Raw genomic sequence first — 9,180 nt, 5'->3', positions numbered from 1 at the left:
CCGCGACGCCGACGGCCGTCCGGTCGTCGACAAGGTCGTCGGCATGGAGGCGCGCGGGTTCATCCTGGCGGCACCGGTGGCGGTCGAGCTCGGGGTCGGCTTCGTGCCGGTGCGCAAGGCCGGCAAGCTGCCGCACGAGACGCACCGGGTCGCCTACGCCCTCGAGTACGGCGAGGCGGTGCTCGAGCTGCACCAGGACGCCTTCACGCCGGGGGAGCGGGTGCTGGTGATCGACGACGTCCTGGCGACGGGCGGCACGGCCCGCGCGACCTGCGAGCTGATCGCCCGCTGCGGCGCGCGAGCGGTGACCTTCGCGGTGCTCATGGAGCTCGGCTTCCTGTCCGGGCGCGCCGTGCTCGGCGACGTCCCGGTCGAGGTGCTGGCCACCGTCTGACGCGCGATGGCGCGGCCCCATAGACTGGGGGAATGACGGAAGAGCGCACCTCTCCCCGCGTCCCACCGCGGCCGGTCGCGCCCGTCCCCGCGGAGCCGCCCGCCGGGCGCAGCGTCCGCGCGCGGCTGGCGCGCATGGGCAGCCGCGGCCAGGTCTCCAACCCGGTCCTCGAGCCGCTCTTCCGCGCGGTCCGCGCCAACCACCCCAAGGCCGACCTGGCGCTGCTCGAGCGCGCCTACGTCACCGCCGAGCGGCTGCACTCCGAGCAGAAGCGCAAGAGCGGCGACCCCTACATCACCCACCCGCTCGCGGTGACCACCATCCTCGCCGGCATCGGCATGACCGAGCCGACGCTCGTCGCCGCGCTGCTCCACGACACGGTCGAGGACACGCCGTACACGCTGGAGGAGTGTCGCCGCGACTTCGGCGACGAGGTCGCCCGGCTCGTCGACGGGGTCACCAAGCTCGACAAGGTCGTCTACGGCGACTCGGCCAACGCCGAGACCATCCGCAAGATGATCGTGGCGATGTCGCGCGACATCCGGGTGCTGGTCATCAAGCTCGCCGACCGGCTCCACAACATGCGCACGCTGCGCTTCGTCAAGCAGTCGACGCAGGAGCGCAAGGCCCGCGAGACGCTCGACATCTACGCCCCGCTGGCCCACCGGCTCGGCATGAACACGATCAAGTGGGAGCTCGAGGACCTCGCGTTCGCGACCCTCCACCCGAAGATCTACGACGAGATCGTGCGGCTCGTGGCCGAGCGGGCGCCCTCGCGCGACTCCTTCCTCGCCGAGGTGATCAGCCAGGTCGAGAAGGACCTGCGCGAGGCGAAGATCAAGGCCACCGTCACCGGCCGGCCGAAGCACTACTACTCGATCTACCAGAAGATGATCGTCGGCGGCCGCGACTTCTCCGACATCTACGACCTGGTCGGCATCCGGATCCTCGTCGAGGAGGACCGCGACTGCTACGGCGTCCTCGGTGTGCTGCACTCGCGCTGGAACCCGGTGCTCGGCCGGTTCAAGGACTACGTCGCGATGCCGAAGTTCAACATGTACCAGTCGCTGCACACCACGGTGATCGGCCCGCAGGGCAAGCCGGTGGAGATGCAGATCCGCACCTTCGCGATGCACCGCCGCGCCGAGTACGGCGTCGCCGCCCACTGGAAGTACAAGGAGGACGGCCGCGCCGGCAACGACACCGACCAGCGCGGCGACCTCGACGACATGACGTGGGTGCGCCAGCTGCTCGACTGGCAGAGCGAGGTCGAGGACCCGGGCGAGTTCCTGGAGTCGCTGCGCTTCGAGATCAACCAGACCGAGACCTACGTGTTCACCCCGCGCGGCGACGTGATCGCGCTGCCGTCGGGCTCGACGCCGGTCGACTTCGCCTACGCCGTCCACACCGAGGTCGGCAACCGCACCATCGGCGCGCGGGTCAACGGCCGGCTGGTGCCGCTGGAGTCGACCCTCGAGAACGGCGACGTGGTCGAGGTGTTCACGTCGAAGGCCGAGGGCGCCGGGCCGTCGCGCGACTGGCTCAACTTCGTCAAGTCGCAGCGCGCCCGCTCCAAGATCCGCCAGTGGTTCACCAAGGAGCGGCGCGAGGAGGCGATCGAGCGCGGCAAGGACGAGATCGCCAAGCTGATGCGCAAGGAGGGCCTGCCCCTCAAGCGGCTGCTCAGCCACGACTCGCTCACCGTCGTCGCCGGTGCCTTCCGGCTCACCGACGTCTCGGCGCTCTACGCGGCCGTCGGCGAGGGCAACCTCGGCGCACAGACCGTCGTCCGCAAGGTGATCGAGCTGCACGGCGGCGACGAGGGGGCCCGCGAGGACCTCGCCGAGGCGGTGACCATCACCGGCCGCCGCGGGCGTCCCCGCCCCACGGGCGGCGACGCGGGCGTGATCGTCACCGGCTCACCCGACGTCTGGGTCAAGCTGGCCAAGTGCTGCACGCCGGTTCCGCCCGACTCGATCCTCGGCTTCGTGACCAAGGGCGGGGGAGTCTCGGTGCACCGCAAGGACTGCACCAACGCCGCCAGCCTGCTCGCCCAGCCGGAGAAGCTGGTCGACGTCGAGTGGGCGCCCACCGGCCAGTCGACCTTCCTGGTCAACATCCAGGTCGAGGCGCTCGACCGCTCGCGGCTGCTGTCCGACATCACCATGGTGCTCTCGGACGCCCACGTGAACATCCTCTCGGCCAACCTGACGACGTCCCGCGACCGCGTGGCCAAGTCGCGCTTCACCTTCGAGATGGCCGACGCCAAGCACCTCGACACGGTGCTCAAGGCGGTCCGGTCGGTGCCGGGCGTGTTCGACGCCTATCGCGTGACGCAGTAGCTGGGTTCGGAATCCCCGCTTCAGCGGGGATTCCCTCACTTCCAGGCCCTTGCAAGCGTCAGGAAGCAGCGGAAGACGGCAGGCAGTTGCCGACCACAGCCGCTTATCCACAGCTTCAAAATCGTTGGCCTAGTCCATTCCAAGGCAGGGCAGCGTTCCGTCGTGGAACTTGGACATGACGATCCCCGTCTCGCGGCGATTCGCCTGCGACGCGAGCTCTTGGACTCCGGCGCGCATTCGGACCAGTCGCTCGCGCGAGCGGTGCAGCTCGGATGGCTGGCCCGACCCCGACGTGGTGCCTACGTCGACGGTCCATTGTGGCGAAGCCTCTCGCCGGACCAGCAGTACGCCCTTCGGTGTCGGGCAGCCTTTCGTCAGGCGCACACGGGAGTCATCCTCAGCCACGTATCAGCGCTGCCGTTCCATGACGCCCCCGTCTGGGGCTTCGATCTCGACGACGTACACCTGACGCGTGTCGATGGACGCTCGGGACGTCGAGAGGCTGGCATCCGGCGTCATTGCGGCCAGCTGATGAGCGGTGACGTCGTGGAGTTGCATGACGTGGACGTCATGTCTGCTCTGCGCGCGACACTCGAGGCTTCGCTCGTCGGTTCCGTCGAAGCGTCCTTGGTGGTCGTCAACCATTTTCTCCACCGCGGCGAATACGACCTCCCCACGCTTGCCGCACGGTATGAGGCGTCGATGGATCGCTGGCCGAGCTCATTGACGACGGACCTCGTCCTTCGGCTCGCCGATGCACGCCACGAGTCGGTGGGGGAGACCCGCATGGCCTACTTCTTCTTCGCCCGCAGCCTGCCGAAGCCCATTCCTCAATTCGAGGTGTACGACGGCTCGACGCTCGTGGCGCGCTTGGACTTCGCTCTCCCGGAGCTGGGTGTGTGGATGGAGTTCGACGGGCGGGTGAAGTACGAGCGCTTCCTGCGCACGGGAGAGTCGCCCGCCGATGCGGTCGTGCGCGAGAAGCGGCGCGAGGAGACCGTCGCAGAGCTGACCGGTTGGCGATGCCTGCGCGTCACCTGGGACGACCTTGCAGATCCGCCTCGTCTCGAGCGACGGGTCCGGGATCTGATCGCGTCGGTCTCGCGGTCCCGTCGAGCGGCGGGGTAGCCCTCGGCGCGCAACTTCCTGCCGGAAACTGATAGTTCCTGGCCCTTGCAAGCGTCATTAAGTGTGGGAATCCCCGCTGAAGCGGGGATTCCCACCCCCCAGCACGTCTCAGCGGTAGTCGGCCGACGCCTTGCGGGCCATCTCGAGGAAGGACCGGCGTCCCTCGAGGTTCTCCTCGAGCTCGCGCACCTTCTTCTCGTCACCGCGCGCCCGGGCGGCCTCGAGCTTGGCCTCGGCCTCGGCGATGGCGGCCTCCAGCTTGGAGACCATGTCGTCGGCGCGCGCCGACTTCTCCGGGTCGGTACGACGCCACTGGTCGTCCTCGGCCTTGCGGATGGTGCTCTCGACGGCGCGCATCCGGCCCTCGAGGTCCTTGATCCGATCGCGCGGCACCTTGCCGGCCTCGTCCCACTTCTCGGCGACCACGCGGAAGGCGGCCTTGGCGGCGGCCAGGTCGCCCGAGGACTCGAGCGCGGCGGCGATCGCCTCGGCCTCGACGAGCAGCTCCTCCTTGACCACGGCGTTGGCCGCGAACTCGGTGTCGAGCGCGGCGTTGGCCGCGTCCCGGGCGCCGAAGAAGGTGTCCTGCGCGCCGCGGAAGCGACGCCACAGCTCGTCGTCGACGGCCTTGGGTGCGGGGCCGGCGGCCTTCCAGTCGCGCATCAGGTCGCGGTAGCGGCCCGACGTCGGGCCCCACTCGGTGGACGACGACAGCGCCTCGGCCTCGGCGACCAGGCGCTCCTTGATGACCCGGGCGCCCTCGCGGCGCTCGTCCTGCTCGGCGAAGTGTGCCTTGCGCGCCTTCGTGTACGACGACCGCGCGCTCGAGAAGCGCTTCCACAGCTCGTCGTCGGCCGCCTTGTCGATGCGGGGGAGCTGCTTCCAGGCCTCGAGCAGCTCGCGCAGCCGGTTGGCGCCGTTGCGCCAGTCGCGGCCGGAGGCGATCTTCTCGGCCTCGACGGCGAGCTTCTCCTTCTCCGCCCGCGCGTCGGCCACGCGCTGGGCCTTGGCGGCCTTGCGCGCGTCGCGCTGGGTGGCGATCACCGGGCCGAGCTCGTCGAGCTTGCGGGCCAGGGCCGCCAGATCTCCGACGGCGTGGATGTCGGCGAGCTGATCGCGTACGAGCTTGACCGACGACGCCGCCTCCTCGGGGGAGAGCACGCCGGTCAGGACTCTCTGGTGGAGCAGGTCCACTTCGAGAGCCAGGTTGTCGTACCGCTTGGTGTAGAAGGCCAGAGCCTCCTCGGGCGTCGCGTCGGGCATCTGCCCGACCGCCCGCTCGCCATCGGTCGTCTTCACGTAGACGGTGCCGTCGTCGTCGACGCGGCCCCAGTCGGAGGTAGTCACAGTGGCCCATGCTAATCAAAGCCGGCACAGTCGATAGGCTGACCCGGTGCTGATCGCCGCTTTCCCCGCCGGACCGTGGGGCACCAACTGCTATGTCGCGGCCACGGCACCGGGCGCCGAGTGCGTGGTCATCGACCCCGGCAAGGACGCCGCTGCCGGCGTCGCCGACGTCGTCCGCGAGCACCGGCTCAAGCCCGTCGCCGTGCTGCTGACCCATGGACACATCGACCACATGTGGTCGGTGACGCCCGTCGCGGGCGCCTACGACGCCACGGCGTGGATCCATCCCGGTGACCGCCATCTGCTCAGCGACCCGATGGCCGGCATCTCGAAGGAGTCGGCCGGCATGCTGCTCGGCGGCGACTACGAGTTCACCGAGCCCGACGACGTCGCCGAGCTGACCGACGGCGCCCGGCTCGAGCTCGCCGGCCTCGACTTCGTCGTCGACCACACGCCGGGGCACACCGCCGGCTCGGTCACCTTCCGCACGCCGTGGAGCAACAGCCCCGAGATCTCCGAGGTGATGTTCTCCGGCGACCTGCTCTTCCAGGGCTCGATCGGACGCACCGACCTGCCCGGCGGCGACCACGCCACCATGCTCCGCTCGCTCACCACCAAGGTGCTGCCGCTGGCCGACGACATCGTCGTCCTGCCGGGCCACGGTGAGCAGACCTCCATCGGTCGCGAGCGCGCGACCAACCCGTTCCTGCTCGACCTGCTCGACTCCGGCGACACCGGCCGGGTCACCCGAGGACTGTGACCGTGACATCTGAGAAGGCCAAGGCCGCACCGATCCGACCGCTCAGCGGCTTCCCCGAGCTCCTCCCTGCCCAGCGCTACGTCGAGCAGCAGGTCGTCGCCACCTTGGCGCGCACCTTCGAGCTGCACGGCTTCGCCAACATCGAGACGCGCGCGGTCGAGCCGATGGACCAGCTCCTGCGCAAGGGCGACACGTCCAAGGAGGTCTACGTCCTGCGGCGCCTCCAGGCGGACGACGCCGGCGCCGATGACAGAGCCAAGGGCATCGGCCTCCACTTCGACCTGACCGTTCCCTTCGCGCGCTACGTCCTCGAGAACGCCGGCAAGCTGGAGTTCCCCTTCCGCCGCTTCCAGATCCAGAAGGTGTGGCGCGGCGAGCGGCCCCAGGAGGGCCGGTTCCGCGAGTTCACGCAGGCCGACATCGACATCGTCGGGCGCGACACCCTGTCGTTCCACCACGACGTCGAGGTCGCCCGGGTCATGCTCGAGGCACTGGGGAAGCTCGCCAGTCCTGATTCCATCGGCCTGCCGGGGTTCCGGCTGCAGGTCAACAACCGCAAGCTGATCCAGGGCTTCTACGCCGGCCTCGGTCTCGACGAGCACGGCGTCGACGAGGTGATGCGCCTGGTCGACAAGCTCGACAAGCTCGACCCGGCCACGGTGCGCGAGCTGCTGCTCACCGAGGCGGGCGTGAGCGACGACCAGGCCGACAAGGCGCTCGCGCTGGCGACCATCCGGACCACCGACGACTCCTTCGTCGCGCGGGTCCGGGCGCTCGGCGTCGAGCACGAGCTGCTCGACGAGGGCCTCGACGAGCTCGCGACGCTGGTGCGCGCCTGCGCGCCGCTGGCCACCGAGCGCACCCGCATCGAGGCCGACCTGTCGATCGCCCGCGGCCTCGACTACTACACCGGCACCGTCTTCGAGACCCGACTCGACGGCTACGAGTCGCTCGGCTCCATCTGCTCCGGCGGCCGGTACGACGCCCTCGCGTCCGACGGCCGTACGACGTACCCCGGCGTCGGCATCTCCCTGGGCCTCAGCCGGCTGCTCGTCACGCTCATCCAGCGCGGCGGGCTGACCGCCGACCGCTCGGTGCCGAGCGTCGTCCTGGTCGCGGTCACCGACGAGGAGTCGCGTGCCGGGGCCGACGAGGTCGCCACCGCGCTGCGCGCCCGCGACATCCCGTGCGAGGTCGCGCCCAGCGCGGCCAAGTTCGGCAAGCAGATCCGCCACGCCGAGCGGCGCGGCATCCCGTACGTCTGGTTCACCGGCGCGGCCGGCAAGCCCGACGAGATCAAGGACATCCGCTCCGGAAACCAGGTCGCCGCCGATCGCGCGACCTGGCAGCCTCCTACCGAAGACCTGCGACCGCAGGTGGTCACCCACACCGAAAGGCACTCCTCGTGATCCGCAACCAGGACGCAGGCGCCCTCCGCGCCGCGCACGTCGGCCAGACCGTCACCCTCGCCGGGTGGGTGGCCAATCGGCGTGATCACGGTGGCGTGGCCTTCATCGACCTGCGCGAGGCCAGCGGCGTCGTCCAGGTGGTGATCCGCGACGAGGCGGTGGCCCACGCGCTGCGCGCCGAGTACTGCCTGAAGGTCACCGGCGAGGTCGTCGCCCGCGGCGAGGGCCGCGCCAACCCGAACCTGCCGACCGGCGAGATCGAGGTCGTCGCGAGCGACGTCGAGGTGCTGAGCACCGCGGCGCCGCTGCCGTTCCCGATCAGCGACCATGTCGACGTGGGGGAGGAGGTGCGGCTCAAGCACCGCTACCTCGACCTGCGCCGGACCGCCCCCGGGCACGCCATCCGGCTGCGCAGCAAGGTCAACAAGGCCGCGCGCGACGTCCTCGACAGCCACGGCTTCGTCGAGATCGAGACCCCGACGCTGACGCGCAGCACGCCCGAGGGCGCCCGCGACTTCCTGGTTCCGGCCCGGCTACAGCCCGGCAGCTGGTACGCCCTGCCGCAGAGCCCCCAGCTGTTCAAGCAGCTGCTCATGGTCGCCGGCATGGAGCGCTACTACCAGATCGCGCGCTGCTACCGCGACGAGGACTTCCGCGCCGACCGTCAGCCCGAGTTCACCCAGCTCGACATCGAGATGAGCTTCGTGACCCAGGACGACGTGATCGCCCTGGGCGAGCAGATCGTCGCCGCGCTGTGGAAGCTGATCGGCTACGACATCCCGCTGCCGCTGCCGCGCATGACCTACGCCGACGCGATGGCCCGCTACGGCTCCGACAAGCCCGACCTGCGGATGGGCCTCGAGCTGGTCGAGTGCACCGACTACTTCAAGGAAACGCCGTTCCGCGTGTTCCAGGCGCCGTACGTCGGCGCGGTGGTCATGCCCGGCGGCGCGAGCCAGCCCCGCAAGCAGCTCGACGCCTGGCAGGAGTGGGCCAAGCAGCGTGGCGCCAAGGGCCTGGCCTACGTGCTGGTCCAGGAGGACGGCGAGCTCGGCGGCCCGGTCGCCAAGAACATCACCGACGAGGAGAAGGCCGGCCTGGCCGCCCACGTCGGCGCCCAGCCGGGCGACTGCATCTTCTTCGCCGCCGGCCCGGTGAAGGCCAGCCGGTCGCTGCTCGGCGCCGCGCGCCTCGAGATCGGCCGCCGAGCCGGCCTCATCGACGAGAGCGCCTGGAGCTTCCTCTGGGTCGTCGACGCGCCGCTCTTCGAGCCGGCCGACGAGGCCACCGCCGCGGGCGACGTGGCCGTCGGCGGGGGAGCGTGGACCGCCGTCCACCACGCCTTCACCAGCCCGCAGGACCTGGAGTCCTTCGACACCGACCCGGGCAACGCGCTGGCGTGGGCCTACGACATCGTCTGCAACGGCAACGAGATCGGCGGCGGCTCGGTCCGTATCCACCGCGAGGACATCCAGAAGCGGGTCTTCGAGGTGATGGGCATCGGCGAGGCCGAGGCGGAGGAGAAGTTCGGCTTCCTCCTCGAGGCGTTCAAGTTCGGCGCGCCGCCGCACGGCGGCATCGCGTTCGGCTGGGACCGTGTCGTCGCGCTGCTGGCCGGAACGGACTCGATCCGCGACGTCATCGCCTTCCCCAAGACCGGCGGCGGCTACGACCCGCTGACGGCCGCTCCGGCGCCGATCACGCCGGAGCAGCGGAAGGAAGCCGGTGTGGACGCCCGTCCGGAGGATGAAAAGAAGGTCTGAGCCCTCCGGGGCCGGACGGTTTGCCGAGGGTCGAGAC

The 9,180-nt window shown here is 70.2% G+C and carries 7 protein-coding genes; 6 read left to right on the top strand and 1 reads right to left on the bottom strand.

The annotated features are described in order from the left end of the window. The 3 genes from AB4880_RS24875 to AB4880_RS24865 form a co-directional block, all read left to right on the top strand. Positions 1 to 394 (top strand): adenine phosphoribosyltransferase (locus tag AB4880_RS24875; protein WP_367921916.1); only part of this gene is annotated, 394 nt, incomplete at its 5' end. A gap of 32 nt (positions 395 to 426) precedes the next feature. Further along, positions 427 to 2,736 (top strand): RelA/SpoT family protein, encoded by a 2,310-nt coding sequence (locus AB4880_RS24870; RefSeq protein ID WP_379228817.1) that lies wholly within the window; start codon positions 427 to 429, stop codon positions 2,734 to 2,736. A 162-nt stretch (positions 2,737 to 2,898) separates the two neighbouring features. Continuing rightward, positions 2,899 to 3,864 carry a hypothetical protein gene (locus tag AB4880_RS24865; RefSeq protein ID WP_367921915.1) on the top strand — a complete coding sequence of 322 codons (966 nt, stop codon included), beginning with the start codon at positions 2,899 to 2,901 and terminating at the stop codon, positions 3,862 to 3,864. 108 nt (positions 3,865 to 3,972) lie between these two features. Here the strand turns inward: AB4880_RS24865 and AB4880_RS24860 are convergent, their stop codons facing one another. Next, a complete protein-coding gene (locus tag AB4880_RS24860) occupies positions 3,973 to 5,211 on the bottom strand; it encodes a DUF349 domain-containing protein (protein WP_367921914.1) in 1,239 nt (412 codons plus the stop codon). 46 nt (positions 5,212 to 5,257) lie between these two features. On the opposite strand from AB4880_RS24860, the gene AB4880_RS24855 reads away from it, so the two are divergent. The 3 genes from AB4880_RS24855 to aspS are packed head-to-tail and all read left to right on the top strand — an operon-like array spanning position 5,258 to position 9,143. Then, on the top strand, positions 5,258 to 5,971 hold the full coding sequence (locus AB4880_RS24855) for an MBL fold metallo-hydrolase (protein WP_367921913.1): 714 nt from the start codon (positions 5,258 to 5,260) through the stop codon (positions 5,969 to 5,971). Positions 5,972 to 5,973: 2 nt separating this feature from the next. Continuing rightward, positions 5,974 to 7,380: a histidine--tRNA ligase gene (gene hisS / locus AB4880_RS24850; protein ID WP_367921912.1), complete on the top strand. Its 1,407-nt coding sequence runs from the start codon at positions 5,974 to 5,976 to the stop codon at positions 7,378 to 7,380. Next, positions 7,377 to 9,143, top strand: coding sequence for an aspartate--tRNA ligase (aspS, locus tag AB4880_RS24845; RefSeq protein WP_367921911.1), 1,767 nt, complete (start codon positions 7,377 to 7,379; stop codon positions 9,141 to 9,143). The genes hisS and aspS overlap by 4 nt, the downstream gene beginning before the upstream one ends. The last annotated feature ends 37 nt before the right edge of the window (positions 9,144 to 9,180 follow it).

The sequence above is a fragment of the Nocardioides ginsengisoli genome, from assembly GCF_039537225.1.
Taxonomy (GTDB): Bacteria; Actinomycetota; Actinomycetes; order Propionibacteriales; family Nocardioidaceae; genus Nocardioides; species Nocardioides ginsengisoli.
The sequence above is the reverse complement of the archived record's forward strand: the minus strand, read 5'-3'. Positions and strand labels throughout refer to the sequence as shown.